Raw genomic sequence first — 26,193 nt, forward strand, 5'->3', positions numbered from 1 at the left:
AAGTTCAGTCGATCGCAACTTGAAGATTTATTTATAAAGGTTAAAATTAAATTATTGCTCAAAATCATAGCCCACATCCACCAGGTATAACCCATGAGCCGGTGCAGAAGTACCCGCTGAATTCCTGTTCTTATTCTCAATGACCTTGCGCAGGTCTTCAGGTTGTAACTTTCCGGCACCAATATCTACCATAGTCCCTACGATAGCTCTCACCATGTTTCTCAGAAAACGGTTGGCCGAAACGGTGAATTTTAGTTCGCTTCCGTTTTGTTCCCATTCTGCTTTATATATTTTGCAGAGGTTGGTTTTATTATCCGTATGAAGCTTGGCAAAGCTGGTAAAATCTTCATACTCGAAAAGGATTTTGCACGCTTCATTCATGGGTTCGATATCAAGCGGTCTTCTCCAGTGCTGCCAGGCAGATTCTTCCGTGAAGGGATTTTTTTCTAGCGAAATATAATATTCATACGTCCTGTATGTAGCATCAAAACGGGCATGAAAATCATCCTTTACCTGAAAAATTCTTTTAACCGAAATATCCGGAGGTAAAAAGCTGTTCAGCTTTCTGGTTAGATCCTGATCAAGAATTTTCTCCGTATCAAAATGCGCGAAAATTTTCTTAGCATGCACACCTGTATCCGTTCTTCCCGCGCCGGTAGTTTTGATCTCTTCTCTTAATATCGTAGAAAGTGCTTTTTCCATTTCTTCCTGCACGGAAACGGCATTTGGCTGAATCTGATAGCCGAAATAATTTTTGCCGTTGTAGGAAAATTCTATAAAATACCTCACTGTAATAAAATAAGTCTACAAAATTACTTTAATTAAGTGATAAACATCAATACAATTTTTAAAATAAATCTCGAAAAGTAGGTACCATAGTGAGCTGAATCCATATGAAAATTCCTATTTTTGCAAGGTATGAAAAGATGGTACCTTTATCCCTTTTCTCTAGGTTATCGCATGGTAACGGGTGTCCGAAACACAATGTATGATCTGGGAATTTTTAAGTCGACAACATTCAGAACACCGATAATATGTGTCGGTAACCTTTCTGTGGGCGGAAGCGGAAAATCTCCTATGGTGATGTACCTTGCGCAGTTTTTGTCAAAACATTACAGAACAGGAGTTCTTTCCAGAGGCTATGGAAGACTCACCAAAGGTTATGCAGTAACAAATTATGAAAGCAACTACAAAATGGTGGGCGATGAAGCCATGCAGCTGTTTGAGCGTTTCAAAAACCGTTTCGTGATAGCTGTTTCTGAAGAAAGAGTTCCCGGCGCTAAAAAAGTAATCTCCGATATGGATCTCGATGTTCTCGTACTGGATGACGCGATGCAGCATAGAGCTATAAAGCCAGGCTTTACCATTATGATGACCGACTTTAATGATCCTTATTTTAAAGATCATCTGCTTCCTGCAGGAGATTTAAGAGAGTCAAGAGCAGGATCCAAAAGGGCAGACATCATCATGGTCAGCAAATGCCCCGACGAACTCACCGAAGAAACCAAACAATATTATATTTCGAGAATCAGACCTTCCGGACGCCAGAAAGTATTCTTTTCATCCATAGGCTATGACGAAAATGTGTACGGAAAAGAAAAAATACTTCCGGACAATAACCTGAATTATTACGACATTCTCCTCATTACAGGAATTGCCAACCCAAAGCCTTTAGTCAGTCATCTTGCTAAATTTTCGCAGAGAGTAAAGCATTTGAAATTCCGTGACCATCATAATTTTACGGAAGCAGATATTAAAAATATTGTAGCAGAATATAAAAAGCTGGGGGAGTACAAATTAATCTTAACAACAGAAAAAGATTACGTGCGGCTTAAAACATTTGATTACCTGAGGGATATCGTGTATTACTGGCCTATCAATGTGATTATTGACAAGAAAGAAGAATTTAACCAAATCATTCTGGATTATGTTAGAAAAAATTAAAAAAATAACGGCCTTCATACAAAACGTTGTCAATGATACTCCTGATTTTGCCATCGTTTTAGGTTCGGGATTAGGAAAACTACAGGATGAGGTAGAAATCATTCATACATTTGAATACGCTGAAATTCCTGATTTTCCGCAGACTACAGTTGCGGGCCACAGCGGAAATCTGATCTATGGAATGCTGGAGGGCAAAAGAGTACTCATGATGAGCGGCCGTTTTCACTATTACGAAGGTCATCCCATTGAAAATGTAGTGCTGCCGATCAAAGTTTTTCATTTACTGGGAATAAAAAATCTTATTCTTTCCAATGCTTCAGGTGGGGTAAATTCTGCCTACAATATTGCAGATATTGCCATCATTAAAGATCATATCAATATGATGCCCAAACATCCGCTGCGTGGAAGAAATATGGACGAGTTGGGTCCCCGTTTTGTAGATATGAGTGAGCCGTATAATAGAAATATGATCGCCATGGCACAAAAAGTTGCTTCCGATAATAATATTACTGTTCATCAGGGCGTTTATGTGGCGCTACAGGGCCCTACTTTTGAAACGCCTGCAGAATACGGAATGATTAAAGCCATCGGCGGCGATATGGTAGGAATGAGCACCGTTCCGGAAGTTATTGCAGCCCGGCATATGGGAATGAACGTTTTCGGGATCTCGGTAATTACTGACCTTGGCGGACCGGATATTGCATTTTCGGTTTCCCATGAAGAAGTACTCAATGCTGCCAACAAGGCGATGCCCCATGTAATTACAGTAGTAAAAGGTCTCGTTAAAAGCTATCCGCAACCATTATAGAATTTTTCAATAGTACAAATTTCCGGCAGTGGCTTTCTAATAATTTTTCATTGTTTAGATTTGCAGAAAAGATTTAAAAAAATGAAGAAGCTGTTTTTATTATTCATGCTCGGAATTTTCGGTTTAAGCTGTTCACAGCAGGCTCCCAAAGTTCTTAAAACCAATTTTTCCAAAGAAGCGCTGCTTCAGAAACTGGAAGATGAAGAAGGCAAAACCATTACCATACAGCAAATTCTTGATCAGCATAAAGGGAAAGTTTTAGTTCTCGATTTCTGGGCAGGATGGTGCAGAGATTGTTTAAAGGCGCTTCCAAAAGCCAGAGAATTAGAAGAAAACAATAAAAATATCGATTTTGTTTTTCTTTCATTAGACCGTTCCAAAGAAGGTTTCGATAAAAGCCTGGAAAGATTTGAAATGAAAGATAAAGAAAATTACTGGTTTTCTTCCGGCTGGAAGAATGATTTCAACAACTATATTGATCTTAACTGGATCCCAAGATATATGGTGATCGATCAGAAATCTGCCATTGCAAAATATTATGCCATTTCACCGGAAGATCCCGATATTCAGGCAACCATTGATAAGCTTTTGAAATGATTTTTATTTTTGTCGCAAAGTAAAACAAAGTTTTTATCTTAATATGCTGTTTAATTTTTAAGTCATACAAAGGCGCTTCGCTTAATAAAGTAAGACGAATTTATTCAATTGTATATCGTAAATCAGTGAAACGGCATTGTTTATTAAAAGCATTTTATTTTATAAACTTTGTCTGTCCTTGCGATTAAAGAATTCAAGACAAAGAAATTAATCTAAATTAAAGAATACAGGAATCCATATCTTTGCGGTATGGATTCTTCATTTCCTCTCCGCAAAATTATTCACGTTGATATGGATGCATTTTATGCTTCTGTAGAGCAGCATGATAACCCTGAATTGAAAGGTAAGGCAATTGCAGTAGGAGGAGAGCACCGCGGCGTTGTTGCGGCGGCAAGCTATGAAGCCAGAAAATTCGGGGTGCGGTCTGCCATGCCCAGCAAAACAGCCAAAGAGAAGTGTCCTCATCTTATTTTCGTCTCACCCAGATTTCAGCGGTACAAGGAGATTTCCAGGAAAATACGGGAAATTTTTTACGAATATACCGATCTGGTAGAACCTTTATCATTAGATGAAGCCTATCTTGATGTCACAGAAAATAAAAAAGAGATCGAGTCTGCCAACCAAATTGCCAGAGAGATTCGGCAGAAGATTTTTGAACAGACCGGATTAACGGCTTCCGCAGGTATTTCCATTAATAAATTCTTAGCAAAAGTAGCCTCGGATATTAATAAACCGAACGGACAGAAAACCATTCATCCCGATAAAGTAGAAAGCTTTCTTGAAGAGTTGCCGGTCGAAAAATTTTACGGCGTAGGAAAAGTGACGGCGAATAAAATGTTTAGTTTAGGCATTTATAAGGGAAAAGATTTAAAGAAAAGATCGATAGAAGACTTAACAAGGCTATTCGGGAAATCAGGAGCTTACTATTATAATGTCGTCCGTGGAATTCATCATTCCGAAGTGAAACCTCACCGTATTCAGAAAAGCGTTGCAGTGGAAAGAACTTTTTTTGAAGACCTTTTTGACGAACAGCAGATTAATGAAAAGCTGAAGAGCCTGAGCGAAGAACTTCACAACCGCCTTCAGAAAAATAATATTCTCGGGCGAACATTAACTCTTAAAATTAAATATAAAGATTTTTCCCTTTTTACGCGAAGCATTACCAAAGAAGAATATTTCTCCTCTGCAGAGCAGTATTTCAATACCGGAAAACAGCTCTGGGAACTTCGTCCGTTCGATAAAGCCGTTCGGCTTCTGGGATTGTCTCTTTCCCAGCTTAATACCGAAGAGAAAAAACAAATATCGGTTCAACTAAAAATTCCGTTCAAAGAATTTGAAGATCAATAATCTCGAAAATTTTCACTACATTGTAGTAACCAAATTTACAATTTTATGAATGAAACGATGATTCAATACTTCCACTGGTACTCGGAAGGAGAAGGGAAACTGTGGAAAGAGGCAGAAGATAACGCACAATATCTGGCTGAATTAGGAATTACATCAGTATGGTTTCCGCCCGCTTACAAAGGAACGGGAGGCGGTCATTCTACCGGTTATGATGCCTACGATCTCTTTGATCTGGGAGAATTTGATCAGAAAGAAACCATCCCCACAAAATACGGAACGAAAGAAGATTATATAAAAGCTATAAAAGCTTTAAAAAAACACAACATTAAGGTTATTGTTGATATCGTTCTCGGGCACAAAGCTGGAGGAGATGAACTTGAAACCTTCAAGGCCCTGAAAGTAGATGAAGAAAACAGGGATAAAATTATTTCCGATGAAATCGAGATACAGTCGTATACAAAATTCACCTTTCCCGGGCGCGGAAAAAAATATTCTGATTTTGTATGGAATTTTACCTGCTTCAGCGGTGTAGATTATGCAGAAGGCATGGATTCCCATATTTTTAAGATTAAAAACGAATATGGTACCGATTGGGAAGAAATGATTGATGATGAAAAGGGAAACTATGATTACCTCATGTTCAATGATGTGGAACACCGCAATCCTTTCGTACGGGAAGAGCTCAATAACTGGGCAAAATGGTATTTTGATGAAACAGATTTTGACGGTGTAAGGCTGGATGCCCTGAAACATATTTCATTTGATTTTTATAAAGAATGGCTTACGCTGCTTCGATCCAACTCTGGTAAGAATATTTTTGCGGTAGGAGAATACTGGGCACCGGGATATCTAAGCTTGCTTCAGAAATATATTGAAGTTACCGAAGGATGCATGAGCCTTTTCGACAGCTCTTTACAGAATAATTTTCATACTGCTTCCAATGAAGGCGATTCATACGATTTACGGAGAATTTTTGATGAAACCCTTACCCAGGCAGATCCTATGCACTCGGTAAGTCTGGTTGATAATCATGACACCCAGCCGCTCCAGGATCTTGAAGCACCGGTAGAGCAATGGTTTAAACCTTTAGCGTATGCCTTAATTTTGCTTCGTCAGGAAGGATATCCTTGTGTATTTTATCCGGATTTATATGGTGCCCATTACGTAGATAAAGACCGTGAAGGCAATGACCAGGAAATATTTCTGGATAAGGTAGACGGTATTGAGGAAATGCTGAAGGCGAGGAGAGATCATGCTTATGGAGAACAGCGCGATTATTTTGAAGATGCCAATTGTCTGGGATGGGTTCGTGAAGGAGATGATGAACATTCGGGATGTGCGGTTGTGCTCAGCAATAAAGAAGCGTATGAAAAGCCTATGGAAATGGGTGAAAGATATATCGGTAAAACTTTTTATGATGTATTGGGAAGATTTGAAGATAAAGTAACGATTGATGAAAACGGTTGGGGAAATTTCCCTGTTCCTGCAGGAAATGTGAGTGTCTGGATTGAGGAATAGTATAGAGTTACACAATATTTAAAAAAATAATCATCCGTAAGTTTTGTTACCTTCAGAAATCTGTAAAGTGACAAATCTTGCGGATATTTTTATGATCAATGAATATAACTAAACTTTTTTAAGCTTAAGGATTTCGGGCCTCTCTGAATCTTCTGAAATTGAACCGGATCTCGCAAACTCAGCCCAGAGTGCACGGAGCTTTTTTCCGTTTTCCTGGATATATTCCCACGGAACATCCTTTAGCAGTTCAGCTGATTTCCAAGCTTCTTTATTTTCAAATATTAAAGGTAAATCTACACAATGTGATGCACCGATGTAATTATTTTTTAAAGTAGATTGAATAATAAACTGATAGATATTCCCACCACCGGCTGAAAAATTTTCTGCAAAGATTTTAGCGGGCTTTTCATAAATTGATTCTGTTGTCCTTCTCACGATCTTATTCAGGATTTTATGAGGGAGATAAGTGTAGATTCCTGTTTGGGCTGTCTTTACATAAAAAGCCGTTTCATCCTGATTGGAGCCGATTAAAACATCATACTTCCGTGCATTTACTTTCCACTTATCCATGCTTTCTTCCTCTCTGCATAACGGTGGATGACCATATTGAGTACAGAACGGCATCGATGTTTTCAACCCGTATTTTCTGAAAGAAGGTAAAAAACTGACGTAATCTGCTACCATCTTCAAAGCATCCGGCTCATCTTTCAAAGCATCCGTTTTCAGAAAAAATTCATTTGACATCTTTTGTCTGTTGATCCTGAAACCCAGCGGTGCACTATGGATAATGGCCCTCCGGAATAAACCGTCGGTGCCTTCAGAAATCATGATGTGAGCAATGGCGTCGCCTCCGGAAGACTGTCCGAACAATGTAATGTTTTCCGGATCTCCGCCAAAATCCCGAATATTTTTTTTAATCCATTTCAAGGCAGCGATCAGATCATACAATCCGATGTTGGCAGGCCTTTCTTCATTACCGCCTAAAAAGCCGAACAGCCCCAAACGGTAGGAAACCGAAACAACAATAATATTCTGTTCTTTCACCCACACGGAAGGGTCGGAAGTAGGCAGATCACCACATCCTATTTCGTAGGAACCACCGTGAATCCACACAACAACCGAAAGCTTTTCGTTTTCATTAAAGTGTTCGGGACGTGTAATGGTAAGAAATTGAGGGGATTCATCAGGTTCAAATTGTTCTATATCTGTTTTCTGAATCAATCTGTCCAGCAGCGGACTTACATTTTGCGGACATACCGGAGTTTTATCACGGATTTCATGGTTTTCGGCATATTCTAAAAGCTCAGGTTTTTTAAATCTTTGTGAACGGGCATAACGAATGCTTTTTGCCCGGATAACGCCGTTTTCTCTCAATGCTGAAATGGTTCCGAAAGAAGTATGAAAGATATGGATTCTCTTATGCTGCTGTGTTGTCATCAACAAAATTATGTTTTACATAAATGTAGTAAATTATCTTTTTTAAGCCAATAAAAATCTAATGTAAAGCTTTATAAAAGGTAGGAGATACTCCTGTTTTGCTTTTGAATAATCTCGTAAAATGCTGCGGGTACCTGAAGCCAAGATCATAAGAAATCTCACTGATGGATTTTGCAGGGTCGGTAATCTGCTGTTTTGCAGCATCAATAAGCTTATTGTGAATAAACTCCTGTGCCGAAATGCCAAGTTCTTTTTTCATGACATCTCCGAAATAATTCGCTGAAAGATTAAGCTGTTCAGCAAAATAATTAACCATCGGAAAACCAATGGTTTTGGGCTTTTCGGAATACAGATAATCATCCACAAGTTTTTCAAATTTTCCGATCACGCCACGGTTGATGTGGTCCCGGGTAATGAACTGACGGTCATAAAAACGCGTGCAGTAGTTGAGGAACAGCTCAATATTGTTGACGATCAGAGATTTACTGTGCTTGTCAATAGCCTGGTCCAGTTCGAACCTGATATTTTTAAAACAATCCAGAATAATTTCCCGTTCCTTTTCCGAAAGATGCAGGGCCTCATGAACTTCATAGGAAAAGAAATTATAATTCCTAATGTTTTTGCCCAGATTTGTTCCTTTAATAAGGTCGGGATGAAACAGCAGCGCAAAACCTGCCGGCTGCACATAATTACCGTCGTTATTGATTCCGTATTCCTGTCCAGGAGCGATAAAAACTAAGGTGCCTTCCTGGTAATCGTAGCTGTTTTTACCGTAAAACATATCACCGCACATTACGTCTTTCAAAAAAACGGTATAAAACCCGAATATCCTCCTGAACTGGCAGATGGGATCTGATTTTGAAAAATCCACAACGCTTACCAGAGGATGCAGCGTTTCATGATTCGTCATTTTATTATATTCTGAAATACTGTTGATAAACTCAGCCTGATTGTTCATAATAAAGTTTTTACTGAAATCAAAATTACCGTTTTTAAGGCGCAGATTTTGCGGTTACAGTAAAATTGGTACATCATTCTGTAATTTATATAAGTTTAATTTATCATAAACAGACGATTTTTGCAGAATAACAATTAATTTTATTACAAACTTAAATACAATATGAACACATTCACAGTAAAAGCGTTCGGTACAGAATCCAACACAGCAGATTTAGCCGAAATGAATATTGAAAGAAGAGAAGTAACACCTACTGATGTAGAGATTGAAATTCTCTACTGTGGCGTATGCCATTCTGATCTTCATACCGCAAGAAACGACTGGGGCGGATCCATGTATCCGGTGGTTCCCGGACATGAAATTGTAGGAAGGGTAACTAATGTCGGAGCTGAAGTTTCTAAATTTAAAGTAGGGGATCTTGCAGCAGTAGGATGTATGGTTGATTCCTGTAAAGAATGCGAAAGCTGTAAACATGATTTGGAACAATACTGCCAGAAAGGATTTACCGGTACCTATAACGGAAAAGATAAGCATTTGGGCGGGCATACATTCGGAGGATATTCTCAAAAAGTTGTGGTAGACGAACATTTTGTTCTCAGTGTTCCGGAAAATTTAGATCTTGCTGCAGTGGCACCGCTTCTTTGTGCAGGAATTACAACCTGGTCTCCTTTACGACACTGGAACGTAGGTCCGAATTCTAAAGTGGCCGTTGTAGGACTTGGTGGTTTGGGGCATATGGCGATTAAACTTGCCAAAGGTCTGGGAGCTGAGGTTACTTTATTTTCCCGTACACCCGGAAAAACCGAAGATGCTAAAAAATTAGGAGCCGATCATGTGGTGATTTCAACTGAACAGGAGCAGATGGATGCTGTTAAAGGTAAGTTTGATGTCATTATCGATACGGTGCCTTATGAGCATGATATCAATCCTTACATGCAGACGGTAGCATTGAACGGTACCTTAGTTCTTGTCGGTTTTGTGGGAGAATTTAAGGAAACTGAACCAAGTACAAGACCATTGATTTTCCAGCGACGTTCTGTGGCAGGGTCATTGATTGGCGGTATTGCCGAAACTCAGGAATTGCTGGATTTCTGCGGAGAGCATAATATTGTTTCAGACATTGAGCTTATCAAAATGAGTGAAATTAATGAAGCGTATGAAAGAATGCTGAAGAGCGATGTGAAATACCGGTTTGTAATTGATATGCAGTCTCTTTAATTTAAATATCTTTTTAACTAAAACTCTCTTCGGAGAGTTTTTTTTATTTAGGAATGGTCATAGTTTCCTGCCATATCTTTAAATGCCCATTCTGACATTGATTGAATAACAGGAACAAGGCTTTTCCCTGCCGTGCTTAATTCATATACTACATGCGGCGGTACAACCGGCTTTGCGGTCCTTATAACAATGCCGTCTTTTTCAAGCTGCTTCAGATGCTGGATAAGCATTTTTTCCGTAACGGCAGGAATTGCCCGTTTCAGTTCGCTGTAGCGTTTGTCTCCGGTTGAAAGATGATATAAAATAATAGGCTTCCAGAATCCTCCTATTTTTTCCATAAAATAGGTGACCGGGCATGTATTCAATGCATATTTTTTATTCTGCTGGATGGTAGAGCTTTCTTTAATGGCTGTCATGATAACATACTTTAGGGTAAGTACTTGTATAAAAGTAAGTACAAATATAACTTTGTCTCAGGAAATAAAAAAATATTTTATTATGAAAATTATAATCACAGGCTCATTAGGAAATGTAGCAAAACCTCTCGCCCAACAATTAATCTCTGCAGGACATGATATCACTGTAGTCAGCAGCAACGAAGCAAAGAAAAATGAAATTGAGAGTTTAGGTGCCAAAGCCGCTATAGGCTCTATAACAGACCTGAATTTTTTAATCGAAACATTTGAAAACGCCGATGCAGCTTTTTTAATGACTCCTCCCAACATAGGTTTTGAAAATATTGTTGAAAATACCGTTAATGTAGGTAAAAATTATGCAGAAGCCATTCGACGGACCGGAGTAAGACGAGTAGTGATGTTGAGCAGTATCGGTGCAGATTCTCCTGTAGAGAACGGACCAATTAAAGGTCTTCATTTTATAGAAAAATTATATAACGAACTTGAAAACACATCGGTTACTTTTCTGAGAGCCGGATATTTCTATATTAATTTCTTTAATGATATCCCTCTGATTAAAAATGCAGGAATTATAGGGTCTAACTATCCTTCAGATGTTATTGTTCCTTTGGTTCATCCTAATGATATTGCAAAAGCTGCAGCCGAAGAACTGCTGAAACAAGCTGAAGGTAAAAATATAAGATACATTGTAAGTGATCTCCGTCCGGCAGGGGATTTCGCGACTGCTTTTGGCAGTGCTGTAGGAAAACCGGAGCTTCCATGGATTGAATTCAAAGATGAAGATGCCTTAAACGGGATGCTTCAGGCAGGTGTTCCTAAGGAAATTGCCAAACTTTATACAGAAATGGGAAGAGGCATCAGGAAAGGGATCATTCAGAAAGACTTTATGGAACGGGGGCCGATGGTGACTGGTGACGTTAAGCTGGAAACTTTTGCAAAAGAATTTGCCGAAAAGTTTAGTGCCTGATTGTTTATCATGAGCTTTTAGTTTAGGTTTCGGCGGGCCAAAGGCCCGCCGAAACCTAAAATTTATTGCTAGTTTTATTTTTTGGAATTAAGCGTTTTTTTCAGAACCTTAAGCTTTCCGTCTACCGGCTGAATCATTTTTAAATTTAAAATAGCAGTAACAAGCGGATAAACATTTACATTTTCAAACTCATCAACGGTCATATTACTTTTGAATGCCGGTCCCCATGCAAAGAATACGGACTTCATTTCAGGAACTGTCGCGGAGTTATAGCCATGTTTTCCTGCTGACGGTTTTTTACCTCTCTCCAGAAATATTTTAGGTGCTTTGGGAACCAAAAGAATTTGCCCGATTCTGCCGTAGTGGTCATCTTTCGTGGAGAAGTGCAGATATTTAGGAAACTTTTTATCCAGATATACCTCGTAATCTGAGGTCTTTTTAGCTTTTAATTCCTTATAAACATTTTTAATTTCAGTTTTGTTCTTAACATATACTCTCAATAAAGTCTGGGAATTGTAAATATCAAACCTTTCTTTATTCAGCAGTATTTGAGGTATTTCTAGAGGATGGGTACCGTCTACCTGTATCATCCCGTGATCGGAGACGAAGACAAAATTTACATTTTTCAGCCCCAGTTCCTTTACTTTCTGTGCCAGTTCACCTATAGCATTATCCACTTTATGTACTGCATCTTCCGTTTCTTTTGCATCGGGTCCGAAATGGTGTCCGGCTGCATCGACTTCCGGAAAATAAAGGGAAATAAAATGGGGTCGTTTGTCCATTGGAAGCTTCAGCAAGCTGATCACTTTATCGACTTTTTCCGCAGGTGAAAATTTTTCATGGTAAGGATAATAATAGGTAGGTCTTATTCCTCCGGCATCACTTGCTGAACCTACCCACATTAAAGATGCTGAAAGCATTCCCTCTTGTTCTGCCAGTCCCCAAAGTGGGAGGCCGCCGTACCAGCTTCCGTCTTCTGCATTTGTTTTGTCGCTCATGGCATACGGTGCTTTTCTTTTATAATCATAAAAATAATTATCAATAAGACCGTGGTGAGAAGGGTATAGGCCGGTAATTAACGTCCAGTGATTCGGGAAAGTAATGCTGGGGTAACTGGGAATCATCGCTTTAGCCCGGATGCCTTCGCCTGAAAAGTTCAATAGATTGCGCGCATTGTATTTCTTTGCATAATCATAACGGAATCCATCTGCAGAGATCATGATTACATAAGGTTTTGTCTGGGCTTCTGCGCGATTGTATCTGTTTGCTACGACGACCTGTGCGGTGTCTGTACTTCCGTGCTGGCTGAAAACAAATAGTGATAAAAACGTCATTACTATTGCCAATCCTTGCTTCATTATTTAAATTTTATGCAAAGTTAGGCTCTCAAGTGATGGCAAAAAAGTTTAATGGGTTAAAAAAACATTAAACCTTATTATGGTTTCTTACTGTGCAGAAAAATAAAAAGCAGAAGGACTAACTTCTGCTTTTTATTTTATTATTGGATTAAAATCTATATCCCAACGATAATCCCGTTCTGAAGCCAATCCAGGGACCGTCTATAATAACCCTTGCTCCATTGGTATTGGTTTCCACTGTGTAATTGACATAAGGAATATCGAGATTTTCAATTTCCCGTTTCAGTTCTGCCTGCATATCCGGTGTAAGAGGGATATCACTGGTCATCGTAAAATCTCCTTTTCCTGAGCCGTAATGCGCTCCGGCAATCCAGAAATCAAGAACGAGGTTTCTGCTGGCTGTTAAGAAAAACTGTGCACCTACCATTACACCACCACTATTTCCATTGGCATTTCCAAAGCCTTTCAAAGGAATTTGGAAGGTAGTTCCGCTGAAGGTATAATCATAATAAAAATCAAATGTATTGGAGGTGACCTTTGAGTAGCGGTAATAGGGCGCGATATAAAATCCTTTTCCGTATCCTGCACCAAGATAAAAACGAGGTTCTATGGTGAAGTTAAAGGCTTTTGCTTCCAGATTCTGAAATCTTTTCTCGTCATTGTCGCTTAAAAAAGAATTGATAAAAGGAACTTTTCCTTGCGGCATGGCGCCAAAGCCCATGTTTACGGAAAACCAGCGGTTAATGGCTCTTTCATAGGATAAATTAATATTCCTGAAGGCATAAGCTGTCACATTTGTTTTAACAATATTCATTTTTTCCGTCGGTGGAGCAGAAAGTTCCTGTGCCTGTATTCCGGAAAGAATAAAACAGGAAATGATGAGGAGAAGTTTTTTCATGATTTTAATATTTTGTGATTTGTTGTATTCAGGTAAAAGCAAAAAACGGGCAAAATTTTTAGCATAAATATAATTTATTATTAAAAATTAAGTTTTTCTCTATAACCTCTTTATATGGTTTGGATTATTTTTCTGAAGATATTATTTAGCATTTGTAATGATTGTATACTAAAATCCGCTCAGAAAAATTCTGAACGGATCAATTATTATTAGGTCGATTAAATAAGTTTCTAAGCTATTGCAGCATACATTTAATTTTTGATGAATTTTGAAGCTTCCGATTTTTTATTATCTTTTCCTGAAACTTCAATAAAATAAGAGGCAGAAGGAAGTTCAGAAACCTGAATTTTTCCTGATTTTATATCGGATGTTTTAATCAGTCTGCCATCCAGGGTGTAGATTTTTGCAGTAGTGTAATTCTCTTTTCCTCCTTTGAATTCTATAAATTCCTGTGCCGGATTCGGATAAACTTTTAAACCTTCTTTTTGTGCGGCAAGTTCTCTTGTAGATAAGGTCATTAAATTAAGAGCTTGTGCAGTGTTTGTAGTCTGGTTGTTTATTCCTGCTATAGGAGCATTGATCACAGTCTGTAAGGTGCTTAGCAAAGGAAATTTATGAGTACTGTCATAATATGAATAAGCCGTAATCGTAAGAGTACCCACCGGGAAAAGAAAAGTTGTATCGGTAGGTAAGTGTAGGTTAAAATTCTGAATGGATTTAATTCTCAATACATTAGGATATGTTGAAGAACCTAAAATTAATGTACCTGAAGCGTCTGCAGAAATATTAATTGTTCCTTTACACAAACCATTGGCAGTCGTTGAGGTGAACGTTCCCTGCGCCTGATCTGTTTCTGTATGCCCGTACGCTGTGGGATAAGAAATGAAAGTTCCGTTATTTGCAGATAAGTTTAAAGTTGCATCTGGTATAATTATCCCTGTGATTTCAAGTTTCGAGGCTGACTGTTTATACATAAATGTAGCTCCGGAAGATACTTGTTTTAAAGTAGAACCCGGAAAAGTAGTTACTTCACCTGCTGTAGGAACAGAATAGGTTGCGGTAAATGGGGATCCTAATGTTAAAGAAGCGTTATTAAATGTGACATTGGCTCCGGTAGTAGAATTATCTACAGTTCCGTTTACCGTGAGATTGTTGACGGTCTCGCCAGCAACGGGGTCATTAAAAGCTTTTGTGATCGTTGTTTGAGCGGTGCATAGGCCATAAGCCGATAGCATACAGAATAAAGTTTTTTTCATTTGAGTTTTTTATTTCACGGTGCAAAGATAAATAAAACAACTATTTAACAATAGTTTTTTGTTAAAGATACCACATTTTTTTATTGAAATATATAAAAAGCTGCCTCAAAAGAAACCGCAATAATCCTAAAAAACAATTAATGATAATAATAACCACACAAAATATATTGCACGAATTGATTAGACTTTTCAATTGAAATTTCTATATTCAACAGGAGTCTGCCCTGTTTTTTGCTTAAAAAGCTTACTGAAATACTGAGGATATTCAAAACCCAATGAATAAGCTATTTCACCTACTGAACAGTCTGTATTTAAAAGAATATTTTTAGCTTCTTCAATCAGATAATAATGAATATGATCCTGTGCATTCATTCCGGTCTCTTTTTTGAGTAAGTCGCTTAAATAGCTGGCTGATAAATGCACCTGATCTGCCAGATATTTTACGGTGGGCAAACCTGTTTCTTTTAGCTTATCTGATCTGAAATAATCTTTCAATACATTTTCTACCTGCGAAAGTGTATTGGAACTGCTGCTTTTTCGGGTAATAAATTGCCTTCCGTAATACCGTGAACAGTAATTCAGCAAAAGCTCAATATTGGTTACGATTAAATTCTGGCTATGGCTGTCTATATTCTCCTGTAGCTCAGTTTCTATTTTTTGGATGCAATCGTACAAAATTTGCTTCTCTTTTTCGGATAAATGCAGCGCTTCCGAAGTCTCATAAGAAAAGAAACTGTAATCGCCCATTTTATTTCCTAAAGAAGTACCGCGAAGCAGATCGGGATGAAAAAACAATCCCCAACCCATCATATTTTCCTTTTTCTCTATGTCATTATCCAGTGTGATGAGCTGCTTTGGAGCAATACAAATTAAACTTCCGTCCTGAAAATCAACCGACTGTCTTCCGTATTTCATGTGGTTGGAGCAGTAGTTTTTAAACATAATGGTATAAAAATCAGCACTCAGGCGGGTTCCTTCTTCAAGATACTCATCTGCCGTGCTGAAATCAATTACCGAAACAAGCGGATGTTGTGTTTTGTTCTGTACAAACCTGTTGATTTCCGAAATACTTTTCAGATGGATTATTGGCTTCACTTTTTAAAATAATTAATTAAAAATAATAATTTGATAAGTCATTAACAAATTCTTTTTGAGAAACATAGCAGGACCGCTAAAATCCAAATCAGATTTTAATTTACCTGGCTCATTACAATTTTATCAAAAAGTTTGTCACCCAGATATATCCTCATCCAAACCATCGGTTTTGCCCACAGTCCGACTCTATATCTTGTTTTAGGCCGGTCTGTATTTACAATTTTAGCAACAGTTTCTGAAATGACTGTCGTTTTTGAACCCTTTCCGCTGTCATACATCTTTTTTGTAGCCGCTACGAGTTTATCGGTTAATGAAGAATATGCTCCCTGGGAAGAAAACTTGCTGATATTTTTCAGCATGACATCACTAAACTCAGTAACGATAATTCCGGGTTCCAGAACGACGACATTGATGTTAAACGGTTTAAGTTCCAGGCGCAAACAGTCACTGAATCCTTCAACGGCGTGCTTGCTTGCATGATACCATGCTCCCATTGGAGTGTACATTTTCCCTCCCATTGAGGAAGTGTTGATGATGGTACCGGCATTGGCTTTCCGCATATAAGGAAGTACTTTTTGTGTGATCGCCGCCAACCCGAAAAGATTTACCTCAAACTGTTGTCTGGCTTCATCTACGGGAATGTCTTCAACTGAACCAAATAGTCCGTAGCCGGCATTATTCCACAAAACATCTATCTTTCCTTCTTTTTCAATAATGACATCTACCACATTTTGAATGTCATTTTCACTGGTGATGTCCATCTGAATCGGGTGACCGCCTAAAATTTTCAGATCCTGCATCTGGTCAATACGTCTTGCAACGGTATACACGGTATGGCCTTGTTTTATAAGTGTTTTCGCGGTTTCTTTACCCATTCCTGAACTTGCACCTGTAATTAAAACTACTTTTTTATTCATTTGTATGATTTAAATTAGAGTACAAATATCATCAGGAAAAACATTTTATTGTTAATACAAATTCAGGATGATTGTATACTTTTTCCTGATGATGATTCAGTAATTTTTTTAACCGGTTATGTCTGGAGCTCACTGTACTTTTAACAGCTGAAATGGAATATTAATTTTTACTTTATCAGATACTGCAAGGTTTCCGGTACCCAACAATACATTAAATGACAGTCCGAAATCCTGGCGGTTGATGCTGCCTGAAATAAAGAAACCTGCCTTTGTATTGCCAAACGGATCTTGTGGAACAGTGCCTGCATACTCCAAGTCGAATACAACTGATTTTGTTACATCGCGGATGGTTAAATTTCCGTGCAATTTATACTCGTTGGCGATTGCGGTGGTTTCCAGTTTTGTGCTCTCAAATATCATTTCCGGAAATTGTTCGGCATTAAAGAAATCATCAGCTTTCAGGTGAGCATCTCGTTGGGCGTCATTGGTATCTATGCTGTCTGTCTGTACCGTTACCTGTACGGATAAATCCGAAAAATTTTCTTTTTCTGAATGTACCGTTGCGGTGTAGTTCCTGAAAAATCCATCTGTTTCTGAAATTCCGAAATGTCTTACACTGAAACCTATTTTAGTGTGGCTCGGGTCTATTACCCATTTTGCTGAATTCTGCATTGTCTTATATTAAATGTTATATGTCATTATCGACAATGCAAAGATGAGGTGAAGATGAGTACTTGTGGTAGGATGAAAATTATCTTGTTCGGTATTTTTCGGACATTTTATTTTTAAATATCATCGGAGTAATCCCCGTTTCTGCCTTAAATGCTTTTGCAAAGTAAGAACTGTCGGTATAACTGAGTTCAAAAGCAATTTCAGAAACTGTTTTGTCAGTAAATGTGAGCAGCCTTTTTGCTTCTAAAATGCTTCTCGCTCTTATGACTTCACTGGCTGTTTTCCCGGTTACTTCTTTTGTGATAACATTAAGGTGATGTGGGGTAACATGCAGTTCTCCGGCAAAGAACGAGGCGGTTTTATTGTCTGCGAAATATTGATCCAAAAGAATTTTAAAATGTTTAAAAAGAATCAGATATTTCTTTGAAACAGGTTGAGCTGTTTCGGTATCGACGAGGCGCTGAACCTGCGCCAGCAATATATGCAGCATTGACTGTATGATCGTACTGCTGCTGTCGGTTCGCCTGTGTTCTGTGGTAATGAGATTTATAATATGCCTGATTTCTGCAAAATCTTTTTCTGAAAGCTGTATGCAGGGATTTGTGTAAAAATTATCCAAAAAGCTCAGCTCAAATAACCGGTCTTTATTATTGTAGTTGAGCAGAAAAAAATCTTCGGTAAACAGAATGGTTCCGCCTTTCAGGGGTTTCCATTCCTCGAACTGATGAACCTGACCGGGAGATATAAAAAATAAGCTGTTGGGCGAAACTTCGTATTCTTTATAATCAATAGTTTGCTTGCTTAAGCCCTCTTCGGTCCAGAGAATTTCATAAAAAGTGTGTTTGTGGATATCATCTACATCGGGCTCTTCCATTTCATCAAAATATGTTATTTCAAATTCCGTTCGATTTGAAGGTTGATTGATAAAATGCCCGATTGAATAAAACGGAAATACCTCTTTCATCAGCTAAGATCTTTAATTGATAATCTCCGCATCCGGATTTTCACGTAACTTCGCTATTCTTTCTTTCCAGTTTTGAAGTTCATCATCGGTCAGCCTGATCCAGTCGGTTATTTCGCCTACAATTTTCAGGGGTGCGGTACTGCGATAGGATCGGGTAGGGTTTCCCGGGAATTTTTTATCCGTTACATTCGGATCGTTTTCAAATGCTCCGGTGGGTTCCACCATATAGATCCGTTCTTTCCCATCACCTTTTGCCAGAGCGGCGGCAAGGCCTGCTCCGTTTTGTAAAGCCGTAAAATAGATGTGATTCATAATGATTTCGGGATAATAATTTGACCCAAATCCGGCAGTGAGCAGATCTCCGATTTTCAAATCAGCCTTTGTTCCATGGTAAAATGGGCCATGATCAAGAATGTGTTCCTCCTTTTTGTTTTCCATTGTGGTGTGTTTGGTTATTCAGAAAATTAGTTATTTTCAGGATTTCGTTTACTCAACAAAATAAAAAAATTCCGCCGATTAAAATGTTAATGATTATAGATGAGATAATTTTCAAATTCTATTTCATCTCTTAATTTTTATCTCGGGAATCTGCCATAGCAGCTTTTGTGATGAGCGTTTTCGTACGTCTATCCCGCTGATTTACTTTTGTATTATAATACATTTCTCATGTTCTTTTCAGTGATAAGTCAATAAGTTCCTGTACATCTTTATCCCTGCCAAGCAGCTTTTTATAGGCAATGATATCCTCTAACGGCTGCACTTTTACAGGCCTGTTTTCAAATAAGAGATCCATTGCATTTTCAATGTTGGTTTCTATTTTAATAGCAGGCTTTGTGATAAAATCTTCAACGGCGTTGATGTCAACATCAATATTTTCAATTCTTAACTGTAACAGCCAGATTTCAAACTCTTCATCACTGTATCTGTGAACACTGTTGATTACAAGTGGCTGGAATCCTTTTTCAATAGTATATAAACTTTCCAGATGTACTTCGATATCTATGTCGTGGAGTTTCCAGCGGGAGCCAAAAAGGTTGCCAGCCAAACCTCCTGTAAACTGATATTCTATAGATTGCTGTTCTAAATAATCCAGCAGAATATGGATTGCCTTTCTATGGTTTTCAGATATTATTTCATCATCAATTGGATTGTTCATTATTGCTTCATAAAAATATAACCTCTTTTAGCAGCGCCCCAGACCTGTTTTCCGGAAGCGTCAAAACCCTGATCCCAGGATTCAAGCATTCCTTTTTTCAAAATAATTTTTGTGGTTGCGTATTTTGCACCGCGTAAATCGGACGGACATTTATCTGCATCGGTTCCTCCCAGGTAAGTGTCACCCTGCTTTTTGAGGGTTACGGTACAGCCGTCTTTCAGTTCGATGAGGTCAAAAGTGAGCTTGTCTTTTTTCATTTTGTCATTCTGCAGGCCTGCGAAAACCAGAGGATCTTTAATCGTATAGATTTCGCTTGTAAAAGTGTCTTTTGACGGATGCTGCAAATGATAAACCCGTTGCCGGTAAGGTTTGCCTGCATTGGCGGCTACGGCCTGCTCTACATAAAGCCATTTTCCGTCTTTTCTTTCGGCCCAGATCGGGGTCATTACCAGGCTGATGTTGAAATAAGTGCTGTCGGCTTTAGATTGCAGTTCACTGGAAAACTTTCCGGTCATTAAAGAAGCAAGATCTTCAAGTTCGCGGTCATTTTTTGCTGAATCGGTTTTGTGAGCAGCCGTACAGCCGGCAATTATCAGAATCGTGATAATTGAAATTAAATTTTTTTTCATGCGTATTTTTTATAATTGCTTTCTGGTGAAAGCGGTTGAATTTTGTGTTCTATCGGCTGTTTATGCCGTTAATCTTTTTGATATACGGAAAGAAATAAAGCAGGCTTTGATTTTGTTTCAAAAGTGGATGGGTAACTGTCACCTTTTAAATTGTACACGATGGTAAGTTGCTTGCCCTCCAGTTTATATAATGCAGTGAAATGTTTGTTTTTATTCACGCCTTCCTTTCCGTAAATATCCATTTGTCCGTTTTTATACGTCAGGGTTCCTGTATCTACACTTTCTGCGGTAAGTGAATAAACGGTATCCTGAATAATAAGCTTCTGGGTGCGGAAATAATTTTCCGGTAATTCTTTACCGCCCATTTCCTGTTTTACAGGAGTCCAGCTGCCGTTGAGCTGGCTGTAGGAGTGTCTGTTTTGGGTAGCTGTACAGCCAATGATGAGCATAAACACTGGCAGAATAAGGTAGTAATGTAAATTTTTCATTGTAATGTTTTTTATCAGTGACAATTAATATTTTTTTTGGGAAACAGTCTCTGTTTTTACGATGCTGCCTAATTCTTTCATTCCAAGACCATTTACTTTTATAACCTTGTGTCCGGCTCTTATTGCTTCAAATTCTGCGGCAATAGCGTCATAGCCTTCGGGCGAAAGATATTCTACGGCGACTATGTAATCCCAGTCCCTGCTTTCGGAACTTTTGTTTTCATAGAGTTCGTACTGTCCTAATAATCCTTGTTTAACTGCTATACGATCCATTTCGAACCAGTTTTTTTCAAGGTATATTTTCAAGTTGGCCTTTTGGTTCTCCTGAGCTTTTATATAGGTAAATGTCCAGATGTGGTTTGAATTATTTTGCGGTCCGCTTTTATTTGACAGGCATGACTGAAAGAAAACCGTCAGCACAACTACCGGAATGAGAATATATTTATTTTTCATGCGTTTTATTTTTGCTTACAATACTATGAATTAAATAAAAGTACTCTGATGCCGTTTTTTCTATTCATCAATTCCGGGATTTAAAATTGAATGTACCTCGTTCTCAATGTCTTTTTTTTCTAAAATTTTTTCATCGTAGATGGTTTCGATTTTTGTTTTTTTCCAGAACGGAAAGAGGATGATATTTGTAGAACCGATATTTACAAGGGTAGAATCCGGATATTCAATTTCAACGGTTGTTTTAAACAGGGTGTTGCCTTTGATGTAATTTGTTGTTTTGATTCTGTTGGTCAGAAGATCAATTGCCAGCAATACGCCTTCATCTAAATTTTTTTGTTCTTCGCTGAAATGGGTATGATTCAAACCGTAGCCCACCACGAATTCTTCAAAAGTTGCGGAAATCCAGAAATTTGTTTCTCTGATGTTTAAGTATTCTGTTCCGTCCTTCTCTCTTGCATAATCAACTCTGTATCCTATTTTATCAAGGAGCAGGTTTTTGATTTCGTCAAATTTTTCCTGATTTTGTTTCATTTGTGTAATTGTTAAAATTCAAATTTACACATTACTGCATTAATAGCAAGAAATTTTTGCCAGGTATTTTATGTTCATCATTTTACGACTGTAATTCCTTGATAATTGGGTTTACTTCTCACAGCAATCGTCAGCTTATTTTTTCTATCAGAAGTGTTTCGTTTTTACTGTTCCGAAACCAGGATTGTTGAGTGTTCAATTCCAGACGTCAAGCCGGGATATATTTTTGATCGTGCCACCAAACATTCCCATATGTCCCTTTGAATTCATATCAAATTTTCCTTTTATAATTACATATTTCTTATTGTATTTTTTGAAATCTGTTTTCTTCGCTAAATCATCACTGAAATTAACCCACATCCCATCTCTTGATGATCCTTTTTCATAATCTTCCTTATGAAAATAAATGGCATTACCTTCAAACTCCAGATTTAAATATCCAATAATCTGGACCGTTTTATTATGGTATTTTTCAGGAGTAACAATCAATCTCAGCATAGAAATGTCATAATCCTCAAAAGCTATAATTTCACTAAACTCTTCTTCGTTAGAATCCGGTTTATTTTTAGATTCTGAATTTTGGGCACAGCCCAATGAGAAGAAGGATAAAAAAAGCATAAGTGAAATTGTGAGTATTTTCTTCATAGGTTATTTTTTAATTTTTCGTAATGATTTTCGCAGATTTTAAATTTACGGGAAAAACGAATAGTCGTTTAACAATTTATTCGTTGTTGTTTTAGCGTTGCCAGCCTTGAATTATATAATTTTTTGACATTAGTTTTCTTTCCTTTTGTTTTTTATCATCCGGCTGAAACCAAATTTCAATTTTGCTTCCGTAAAATTCGCCCCAATTTCCTTCATAAACAGTGAAGTCATCCTTCAATTGGTATCGTTTCAATTCGTTTGTTGAATTATATACCTGCATTTTACTATTGTTTGCTACATCTGTTTCTGATAAAATTTGATTTTTTGTTATTTCATAAATTTTTAAATAAACGGTGCCTTTCTCAATTTTGTTTAGAAATATTTCATATTGATAAATTCCTGGCTGAAATCCGTCATAAAGGAAAAAAGTTTCTTTTTTATCTGTTATTTTATTTGGTCCAGATGCTAAGTTATCATTAAGATTTATGGGTTTTTCGAATTGTATATTTTTTGGAATTTCAAGATTATCTGCAAAAAAGTCATAAGGATATAACATCAAGAATATTGAAAGGCAAAGAAAACCGCTGCCTCCGAAGATAATGCTTGATAAAATTTGTAAAGTTCCTGCTAAAAAATCCTTTTTAAATACTCTGATCAATCCAAACAATAAAGGGATTAATATTGAAATGAAAAAAATGATAATACTAGTATTAAATGCAATCTCAGAAGGAACCCGTAAAATAAAAAAGCTTAGTATAAATCCACAAAACATGATGAAAACGGAGTACATCCATTTTGTATTTAGTTTGTTATAGAGTTTCCTGATCATAGTTATAGTTATTAAATCTGATTTTAAGAACACTTCGGAATTAATTGACCTGACTTTATGAATTGATTTTACAGGTTGCAAATCTATTCAGGCGTATTTATTTTGCCTGCATGATAACAGCAAGAACGAACAGGGCAAAAGCAATCATTACAAATAAAACGCTTGTCCCTCCTTTTTTAGTAAGAAATTCTTTTTGCTGTTCGGGATCGATGGATGTCATTTGGGCTTGTTCTACCATTCTTTTTGCTTTTTTAAGGTATAGATTGTTTCTGATAATCCCCATTGTGATCGTAAGAATAATACTGATAACAAAACTTAACAATTTGGTCTTCTCAGTACCTATCAGTTCTGCTAAAACATAATTTTCAAACTGAGACTCGGCATAAAAGATGATGATAATCACAAAAAATTCCAGATACATTTTCCTGTACAGAAACCAGAATACCCCAAATAGTACAGCAGAAAAACTAAACCTGAATTTCTTACCTTTCTCATAATAGTTTAACTGCTCCAGGTAATAGTTACTGCTATCCTGAAAATAGGCTTCGTACAATTCTGTTTTTTCCATGAATGATTATTGTTTTTTTTATGTACTGTTTTGGCACGAGTGAGAATAAACTGCAACTTATGTAAAGCTATTTATTTGATTCTGTTTAACGCCGTAACATTTTGCAGACCTCCGATGGCATCAAAAACTTCATCCTGATCTTTTTTATCCGACCATCCTTTTTCAGCAAGTGCTCTTCTGACTTCCTCTTCTGATTTACTTTTAATAAAATGATAACAGGCAAAATCTACTACTTCTACCGGTATTCTTTCAAGGACATATTTTGTAAGAACAACAACTATTCTCAGATAAGCGACAAGGCCGGTTAACCCTAACTGTACAATCCAGATAATGATCCAGCCTATCCAGCCCAAATTTGTCTTATTGACAGTAACCCCCCCCCATAAAACCTGATCTGTAAAAATCTCCAGAATCCGATTCTTTCCAGATTCTTTTCATGAAGAATTATTTCATACTGAAAATATTGACTCGAAGCGTACACCAATATGATCATACCGGCTAACAGATACTGCAGCTTTTTCAAATCGGTATAGTTTGAAAATTTTATGAAATATTTCATGGCAAAAACAAGCGCTGTTGCTACCAAAAATTCAAATAAGCCGATTAAATAGACCCCTTTTACGGAAAGAAATGCTACTGCAAACCCAAGAACAAGGGAAGTGAATAAGCCGCCATATAGCGGAATGGCAAGGGTAGGAGTCTTTGTTTTTACGGGCTTTGGCAAAGTATCCGGAATGACATAATCATCCCAGTTGTTTTTTCTCTCTGCTTCCTCTTCCAGTTCCTGAAGGGCTTTCTGATCGAAAGTTTTTAAGATTTCATGATAGGCATAGATGAACAGTTTTACCCGTTTTGAGTTTTTGCCTGCATCCCAGATTTCGTTACCCAGAGACTCGCTTTTTACAGAAATATTCCCGTTTGTGTAGGTTGCGGTAATGATTTCCGTCCAGCGTTCATTCATCCAGCCTGCTTCCTTACGTTTTGCTTCTATGTTGAAATCATCCTTATAAACGATGTCCCATCCCAATTTTTCAAATGCTTTTTCTGCAACCGCAATAAAGATGATCTCATTAACAGATGTCTTAAATTCTTCTTTGTATTTTGGAGAAAAGCTGATTCTGTGCTTTTTAGTAATTGTTTTTTCGTAATTCTTGAAATTTTCTTCCATCGACAGTTTTGAATGGTTTTATCAGTTTAATTTTAGCTGCAAAAATAATAAAATACGACTTTGGTAAATAAAAAGATGATGAATAATTGAGAATGATATTTAATGAACGTGAGTTCGATGTAAAGATTCCCAATCAAAATTAACTTTAACCATAATTTAGTATAGGTTTTGGCTAAAGCCTACTGTTTCCTTAATTATTAAAATGGGCTAAAGCCCATTTCTATTGATATTTTGTACTGTTTTTACATCGAACTCAGTTAATTAATTGTTTACCCTTCCGGAGGTCTCCGGAAGTCTCCCACAACTTGCAGGAAACCAACGGAGGTCTACAGAAGTCTCCCACAACTTGCGGGAACCTTCGGAGGTCTACGGAAGTCTCGCGCAATCTGCGGGAAACCTTCGGAGGAGTACGGAAGTCCCGCGCAACCCTGCGGGAAACCAACTGCAATTGCAGGAAGTCTCCCGCAACCTGCAGGAAACAAAATGCAGTTGCAGGAAGTTACAAACAGGTGTGTTTATAACAAAATGCAATTGCAGGAGGTCTTGCGCAACTTGCAGGAAACCAAATGCAATTGCAGGAAGTTTCCCGCAACTTGTGGGAAACCAAATGCAGTTTTCAATATGCTATTTGGAAACCGTAATGGTAAGCTTGTTTTTCTTTTCCCGGATGTGTACCGTTTTTCCTTTTCCGAAACCCAGCGCATCAAGCCATTTCCCTCTAAGCCGGATTTCAGGGACGGTGATCAGGCGGTGGGTACTTTTCTGGTACCGGGTGTGGATTTTAATTTTTCTTGCGTTCATCATGGTGCTGTTTTTTGTTGTTTACCGGCTGTAAAGGCGGAAGCCCCGATCATTTCTGAACTTCCTGCCTGTAACAACCAAGGTAATATATAGAATTTGTGTTTTATTCAAAGCTTAATTTATGATGCAAATATAAAATAATTTTTCAATTTGTCAACTTACTATATGACAAATTTGTCATCGGATTGGCTGACATTTGGATCATGACCAGAGATCAGTTAAAAAAAGAATTTGGTAAACGAATTATCATGCTTCGTGAACAGAAGGGTTGGAGCCAGTCTGATTTCGCACGTGCGTGCAATAAAGACCGACAAGCGATTGAAAAGCTTGAGAACGGAAAAGTAAATCCTACGCTTTATACTTTGTTGGAATTAGCTAATGCTTTGGAAATTTCTTTGGGGGAGTTGGTGGATTTGAAGTGATGTTTTACTTTAAATTCAAGATGGAAAGAGCTAGACACTCGTATAGCATTAATTATAGATTATAAATAATTAGATCTAAAGTTAGAAATGCAGCTTTATGATGCTTTTTATATTCATTTCTTAAGATGAAATT

General features: G+C 37.6%; 32 protein-coding genes. 9 read left to right on the forward strand and 23 right to left on the reverse strand.

Annotation, left to right across the window (positions count from 1 at the left end; genetic code table 11):
- Positions 1 to 51: 51 nt before the first annotated feature.
- Entirely contained in the window at positions 52 to 789 is a 738-nt protein-coding gene (gene truA, locus HHL20_RS15875) for a tRNA pseudouridine(38-40) synthase TruA (protein WP_169232155.1), read from the reverse strand.
- Between the two features lie 129 nt (positions 790 to 918).
- Here truA and lpxK point away from each other — a divergent pair, with 129 nt between their 5' ends.
- From lpxK to HHL20_RS15900, 5 genes are all read left to right on the forward strand, one after another.
- Positions 919 to 1,944, forward strand: a complete 1,026-nt coding sequence (gene lpxK, locus HHL20_RS15880; RefSeq protein ID WP_169232156.1) for a tetraacyldisaccharide 4'-kinase — start codon at positions 919 to 921, stop codon at positions 1,942 to 1,944.
- Positions 1,928 to 2,752: a purine-nucleoside phosphorylase gene (locus HHL20_RS15885; protein WP_169232157.1), complete on the forward strand. Its 825-nt coding sequence runs from the start codon at positions 1,928 to 1,930 to the stop codon at positions 2,750 to 2,752. The genes lpxK and HHL20_RS15885 overlap by 17 nt, the downstream gene beginning before the upstream one ends.
- An 81-nt stretch (positions 2,753 to 2,833) precedes the next feature.
- Entirely contained in the window at positions 2,834 to 3,349 is a 516-nt protein-coding gene (locus tag HHL20_RS15890; protein WP_169232158.1) for a TlpA family protein disulfide reductase, read from the forward strand.
- Between the two features lie 249 nt (positions 3,350 to 3,598).
- Positions 3,599 to 4,696: a DNA polymerase IV gene (dinB, locus tag HHL20_RS15895; protein WP_169232159.1), complete on the forward strand. Its 1,098-nt coding sequence runs from the start codon at positions 3,599 to 3,601 to the stop codon at positions 4,694 to 4,696.
- A gap of 45 nt (positions 4,697 to 4,741) precedes the next feature.
- Positions 4,742 to 6,214 carry an alpha-amylase gene (locus HHL20_RS15900; protein ID WP_169232160.1) on the forward strand — a complete coding sequence of 491 codons (1,473 nt, stop codon included), beginning with the start codon at positions 4,742 to 4,744 and terminating at the stop codon, positions 6,212 to 6,214.
- 108 nt (positions 6,215 to 6,322) lie between these two features.
- On the opposite strand, the gene HHL20_RS15905 is transcribed toward HHL20_RS15900, so the two are convergent.
- Positions 6,323 to 7,651 (reverse strand): carboxylesterase family protein, encoded by a 1,329-nt coding sequence (locus HHL20_RS15905; RefSeq protein ID WP_169232161.1) that lies wholly within the window; start codon positions 7,649 to 7,651, stop codon positions 6,323 to 6,325.
- A gap of 58 nt (positions 7,652 to 7,709) precedes the next feature.
- Positions 7,710 to 8,609: a helix-turn-helix domain-containing protein gene (locus tag HHL20_RS15910; protein WP_169232162.1), complete on the reverse strand. Its 900-nt coding sequence runs from the start codon at positions 8,607 to 8,609 to the stop codon at positions 7,710 to 7,712.
- A 162-nt stretch (positions 8,610 to 8,771) separates the two neighbouring features.
- Here HHL20_RS15910 and HHL20_RS15915 point away from each other — a divergent pair, with 162 nt between their 5' ends.
- Entirely contained in the window at positions 8,772 to 9,827 is a 1,056-nt protein-coding gene (locus HHL20_RS15915) for an NAD(P)-dependent alcohol dehydrogenase (protein WP_169232163.1), read from the forward strand.
- A 47-nt stretch (positions 9,828 to 9,874) separates the two neighbouring features.
- On the opposite strand, the gene HHL20_RS15920 is transcribed toward HHL20_RS15915, so the two are convergent.
- Positions 9,875 to 10,243, reverse strand: a complete 369-nt coding sequence (locus HHL20_RS15920) for a winged helix-turn-helix transcriptional regulator (RefSeq protein ID WP_169232164.1) — start codon at positions 10,241 to 10,243, stop codon at positions 9,875 to 9,877.
- 82 nt (positions 10,244 to 10,325) lie between these two features.
- Between HHL20_RS15920 and HHL20_RS15925 the strand changes: the two genes are divergently transcribed.
- Positions 10,326 to 11,210, forward strand: coding sequence for an NmrA family NAD(P)-binding protein (locus HHL20_RS15925; protein ID WP_169232165.1), 885 nt, complete (start codon positions 10,326 to 10,328; stop codon positions 11,208 to 11,210).
- A 74-nt stretch (positions 11,211 to 11,284) separates the two neighbouring features.
- Here HHL20_RS15925 and HHL20_RS15930 read toward each other — a convergent pair whose 3' ends face one another.
- The 18 genes from HHL20_RS15930 to HHL20_RS16010 all read right to left on the reverse strand — a co-directional run bounded on the left by HHL20_RS15930 (position 11,285) and on the right by HHL20_RS16010 (position 24,837).
- Positions 11,285 to 12,568 carry an alkaline phosphatase family protein gene (locus HHL20_RS15930; protein ID WP_169232166.1) on the reverse strand — a complete coding sequence of 428 codons (1,284 nt, stop codon included), beginning with the start codon at positions 12,566 to 12,568 and terminating at the stop codon, positions 11,285 to 11,287.
- A 148-nt stretch (positions 12,569 to 12,716) separates the two neighbouring features.
- On the reverse strand, positions 12,717 to 13,466 hold the full coding sequence (locus tag HHL20_RS15935) for a DUF3575 domain-containing protein (RefSeq protein WP_169232167.1): 750 nt from the start codon (positions 13,464 to 13,466) through the stop codon (positions 12,717 to 12,719).
- Between the two features lie 251 nt (positions 13,467 to 13,717).
- Positions 13,718 to 14,722: a T9SS type A sorting domain-containing protein gene (locus HHL20_RS15940; protein ID WP_169232168.1), complete on the reverse strand. Its 1,005-nt coding sequence runs from the start codon at positions 14,720 to 14,722 to the stop codon at positions 13,718 to 13,720.
- A gap of 189 nt (positions 14,723 to 14,911) precedes the next feature.
- Entirely contained in the window at positions 14,912 to 15,817 is a 906-nt protein-coding gene (locus tag HHL20_RS15945; protein ID WP_169232169.1) for a helix-turn-helix domain-containing protein, read from the reverse strand.
- Positions 15,818 to 15,912: 95 nt separating this feature from the next.
- Positions 15,913 to 16,734 carry an oxidoreductase gene (locus tag HHL20_RS15950; protein ID WP_169232170.1) on the reverse strand — a complete coding sequence of 274 codons (822 nt, stop codon included), beginning with the start codon at positions 16,732 to 16,734 and terminating at the stop codon, positions 15,913 to 15,915.
- A gap of 129 nt (positions 16,735 to 16,863) precedes the next feature.
- Entirely contained in the window at positions 16,864 to 17,406 is a 543-nt protein-coding gene (locus HHL20_RS15955) for a YceI family protein (RefSeq protein ID WP_169232171.1), read from the reverse strand.
- 79 nt (positions 17,407 to 17,485) lie between these two features.
- Positions 17,486 to 18,370, reverse strand: coding sequence for an AraC family transcriptional regulator (locus HHL20_RS15960; RefSeq protein ID WP_228463205.1), 885 nt, complete (start codon positions 18,368 to 18,370; stop codon positions 17,486 to 17,488).
- Positions 18,371 to 18,382: 12 nt separating this feature from the next.
- Entirely contained in the window at positions 18,383 to 18,808 is a 426-nt protein-coding gene (gene arr, locus HHL20_RS15965) for an NAD(+)--rifampin ADP-ribosyltransferase (protein ID WP_169232172.1), read from the reverse strand.
- A gap of 226 nt (positions 18,809 to 19,034) precedes the next feature.
- Complete coding sequence (locus tag HHL20_RS15970) at positions 19,035 to 19,526, reverse strand: nucleotidyltransferase family protein (protein ID WP_169232173.1); 492 nt, start codon at positions 19,524 to 19,526, stop codon at positions 19,035 to 19,037.
- Positions 19,526 to 20,155: a chromophore lyase CpcT/CpeT gene (locus HHL20_RS15975; protein WP_169232174.1), complete on the reverse strand. Its 630-nt coding sequence runs from the start codon at positions 20,153 to 20,155 to the stop codon at positions 19,526 to 19,528. Before HHL20_RS15975 ends, HHL20_RS15970 begins: the two co-directional genes overlap by 1 nt.
- A gap of 68 nt (positions 20,156 to 20,223) precedes the next feature.
- A complete protein-coding gene (locus tag HHL20_RS15980) occupies positions 20,224 to 20,643 on the reverse strand; it encodes a TIGR03067 domain-containing protein (protein ID WP_169232175.1) in 420 nt (139 codons plus the stop codon).
- A gap of 24 nt (positions 20,644 to 20,667) precedes the next feature.
- A complete protein-coding gene (locus HHL20_RS15985) occupies positions 20,668 to 21,096 on the reverse strand; it encodes a hypothetical protein (protein WP_169232176.1) in 429 nt (142 codons plus the stop codon).
- A gap of 60 nt (positions 21,097 to 21,156) precedes the next feature.
- Positions 21,157 to 21,627, reverse strand: a complete 471-nt coding sequence (locus HHL20_RS15990; protein WP_169232177.1) for a type I phosphoribosyltransferase — start codon at positions 21,625 to 21,627, stop codon at positions 21,157 to 21,159.
- Between the two features lie 195 nt (positions 21,628 to 21,822).
- On the reverse strand, positions 21,823 to 22,272 hold the full coding sequence (locus HHL20_RS15995; protein WP_169232178.1) for a hypothetical protein: 450 nt from the start codon (positions 22,270 to 22,272) through the stop codon (positions 21,823 to 21,825).
- A gap of 91 nt (positions 22,273 to 22,363) precedes the next feature.
- On the reverse strand, positions 22,364 to 23,101 hold the full coding sequence (locus HHL20_RS16000) for a hypothetical protein (protein ID WP_169232179.1): 738 nt from the start codon (positions 23,099 to 23,101) through the stop codon (positions 22,364 to 22,366).
- 97 nt (positions 23,102 to 23,198) lie between these two features.
- Positions 23,199 to 23,669 carry a DUF2628 domain-containing protein gene (locus HHL20_RS16005; protein ID WP_169232180.1) on the reverse strand — a complete coding sequence of 157 codons (471 nt, stop codon included), beginning with the start codon at positions 23,667 to 23,669 and terminating at the stop codon, positions 23,199 to 23,201.
- 71 nt (positions 23,670 to 23,740) lie between these two features.
- The gene (locus HHL20_RS19570) at positions 23,741 to 24,022 is read right to left on the reverse strand and encodes a hypothetical protein (RefSeq protein ID WP_228463206.1); all 282 of its coding nucleotides are present in this window, start codon (positions 24,020 to 24,022) and stop codon (positions 23,741 to 23,743) included.
- Complete coding sequence (locus tag HHL20_RS16010) at positions 24,010 to 24,837, reverse strand: hypothetical protein (protein WP_228463207.1); 828 nt, start codon at positions 24,835 to 24,837, stop codon at positions 24,010 to 24,012. Before HHL20_RS16010 ends, HHL20_RS19570 begins: the two co-directional genes overlap by 13 nt.
- Positions 24,838 to 25,142: 305 nt before the next feature.
- Between HHL20_RS16010 and HHL20_RS16015 the strand changes: the two genes are divergently transcribed.
- Complete coding sequence (locus HHL20_RS16015) at positions 25,143 to 25,358, forward strand: hypothetical protein (RefSeq protein ID WP_169232181.1); 216 nt, start codon at positions 25,143 to 25,145, stop codon at positions 25,356 to 25,358.
- 103 nt (positions 25,359 to 25,461) lie between these two features.
- Here the strand turns inward: HHL20_RS16015 and HHL20_RS16020 are convergent, their stop codons facing one another.
- Positions 25,462 to 25,641 carry a SymE family type I addiction module toxin gene (locus HHL20_RS16020; protein WP_169232182.1) on the reverse strand — a complete coding sequence of 60 codons (180 nt, stop codon included), beginning with the start codon at positions 25,639 to 25,641 and terminating at the stop codon, positions 25,462 to 25,464.
- A 182-nt stretch (positions 25,642 to 25,823) separates the two neighbouring features.
- Between HHL20_RS16020 and HHL20_RS16025 the strand changes: the two genes are divergently transcribed.
- Complete coding sequence (locus HHL20_RS16025; RefSeq protein ID WP_228463208.1) at positions 25,824 to 26,060, forward strand: helix-turn-helix domain-containing protein; 237 nt, start codon at positions 25,824 to 25,826, stop codon at positions 26,058 to 26,060.
- Positions 26,061 to 26,193 lie beyond the last annotated feature (133 nt).

It is taken from the genome of Chryseobacterium cheonjiense, assembly GCF_012927265.1.
GTDB lineage: Bacteria > Bacteroidota > Bacteroidia > Flavobacteriales > Weeksellaceae > Chryseobacterium > Chryseobacterium cheonjiense.

Bases quoted from the DNA above. Each gene is read 5' to 3' on its own strand.
- lpxK (WP_169232156.1), top strand. From the start codon at position 919: ATGAAAAGATGGTACCTTTATCCCTTTTCTCTAGGTTATCGCATGGTA.
- HHL20_RS15885 (WP_169232157.1), top strand. From the start codon at position 1,928: ATGTTAGAAAAAATTAAAAAAATAACGGCCTTCATACAAAACGTTGTC.
- HHL20_RS15890 (WP_169232158.1), top strand. From the start codon at position 2,834: ATGAAGAAGCTGTTTTTATTATTCATGCTCGGAATTTTCGGTTTAAGC.
- dinB (WP_169232159.1), top strand. From the start codon at position 3,599: ATGGATTCTTCATTTCCTCTCCGCAAAATTATTCACGTTGATATGGAT.
- HHL20_RS15900 (WP_169232160.1), top strand. From the start codon at position 4,742: ATGAATGAAACGATGATTCAATACTTCCACTGGTACTCGGAAGGAGAA.
- HHL20_RS15905 (WP_169232161.1), bottom strand. From the start codon at position 7,651: ATGACAACACAGCAGCATAAGAGAATCCATATCTTTCATACTTCTTTC.
- HHL20_RS15910 (WP_169232162.1), bottom strand. From the start codon at position 8,609: ATGAACAATCAGGCTGAGTTTATCAACAGTATTTCAGAATATAATAAA.
- HHL20_RS15915 (WP_169232163.1), top strand. From the start codon at position 8,772: ATGAACACATTCACAGTAAAAGCGTTCGGTACAGAATCCAACACAGCA.
- HHL20_RS15920 (WP_169232164.1), bottom strand. From the start codon at position 10,243: ATGACAGCCATTAAAGAAAGCTCTACCATCCAGCAGAATAAAAAATAT.
- HHL20_RS15925 (WP_169232165.1), top strand. From the start codon at position 10,326: ATGAAAATTATAATCACAGGCTCATTAGGAAATGTAGCAAAACCTCTC.
- HHL20_RS15930 (WP_169232166.1), bottom strand. From the start codon at position 12,568: ATGAAGCAAGGATTGGCAATAGTAATGACGTTTTTATCACTATTTGTT.
- HHL20_RS15935 (WP_169232167.1), bottom strand. From the start codon at position 13,466: ATGAAAAAACTTCTCCTCATCATTTCCTGTTTTATTCTTTCCGGAATA.
- HHL20_RS15940 (WP_169232168.1), bottom strand. From the start codon at position 14,722: ATGAAAAAAACTTTATTCTGTATGCTATCGGCTTATGGCCTATGCACC.
- HHL20_RS15950 (WP_169232170.1), bottom strand. From the start codon at position 16,734: ATGAATAAAAAAGTAGTTTTAATTACAGGTGCAAGTTCAGGAATGGGT.
- HHL20_RS15955 (WP_169232171.1), bottom strand. From the start codon at position 17,406: ATGCAGAATTCAGCAAAATGGGTAATAGACCCGAGCCACACTAAAATA.
- HHL20_RS15960 (WP_228463205.1), bottom strand. From the start codon at position 18,370: ATGAAAGAGGTATTTCCGTTTTATTCAATCGGGCATTTTATCAATCAA.
- arr (WP_169232172.1), bottom strand. From the start codon at position 18,808: ATGGAAAACAAAAAGGAGGAACACATTCTTGATCATGGCCCATTTTAC.
- HHL20_RS15970 (WP_169232173.1), bottom strand. From the start codon at position 19,526: ATGAACAATCCAATTGATGATGAAATAATATCTGAAAACCATAGAAAG.
- HHL20_RS15975 (WP_169232174.1), bottom strand. From the start codon at position 20,155: ATGAAAAAAAATTTAATTTCAATTATCACGATTCTGATAATTGCCGGC.
- HHL20_RS15980 (WP_169232175.1), bottom strand. From the start codon at position 20,643: ATGAAAAATTTACATTACTACCTTATTCTGCCAGTGTTTATGCTCATC.
- HHL20_RS15985 (WP_169232176.1), bottom strand. From the start codon at position 21,096: ATGAAAAATAAATATATTCTCATTCCGGTAGTTGTGCTGACGGTTTTC.
- HHL20_RS15990 (WP_169232177.1), bottom strand. From the start codon at position 21,627: ATGAAACAAAATCAGGAAAAATTTGACGAAATCAAAAACCTGCTCCTT.
- HHL20_RS15995 (WP_169232178.1), bottom strand. From the start codon at position 22,272: ATGAAGAAAATACTCACAATTTCACTTATGCTTTTTTTATCCTTCTTC.
- HHL20_RS16000 (WP_169232179.1), bottom strand. From the start codon at position 23,101: ATGATCAGGAAACTCTATAACAAACTAAATACAAAATGGATGTACTCC.
- HHL20_RS16005 (WP_169232180.1), bottom strand. From the start codon at position 23,669: ATGGAAAAAACAGAATTGTACGAAGCCTATTTTCAGGATAGCAGTAAC.
- HHL20_RS16010 (WP_228463207.1), bottom strand. From the start codon at position 24,837: ATGGAAGAAAATTTCAAGAATTACGAAAAAACAATTACTAAAAAGCAC.
- HHL20_RS16020 (WP_169232182.1), bottom strand. From the start codon at position 25,641: ATGATGAACGCAAGAAAAATTAAAATCCACACCCGGTACCAGAAAAGT.